We start from the raw sequence: 273 nt of genomic DNA on the forward strand, positions 1-273 counted from the left end.
CGGTAATAAATACGTCTTAAAGAATCTAGGCAATGATTTTGCTCCGGAGAACGTGACTTTAGTTCGTGTCGGCAAGGCGTTGCACGTGATCCAGGAAGGGGACACACAAGCCAGTATTATTATTGAAGACTACTTTAATGGTGAAGCCAACAACCCGGTGTTACTGGGAATGGCTGAAGATGGCCAGCTGTATGCCTATGTTCCCTTGTCCGGGGAAGGCTATGAGCACGGCTATCTCTTTACTGATGGTCAGTCATCGCCTGTCGCATTAGG

Annotated in this window: 1 protein-coding gene; it reads left to right on the forward strand. The window is 48.0% G+C overall.

Annotation, left to right across the window (positions count from 1 at the left end):
• Positions 1 to 52 precede the first annotated feature (52 nt).
• On the forward strand, positions 53 to 273 hold a 221-nt coding region (locus AC2A06_RS19025), incomplete at its 3' end, for a hypothetical protein (RefSeq protein ID WP_484381322.1).

Source organism: Serratia sp. HNCC26DJ244 (assembly GCF_057180565.1).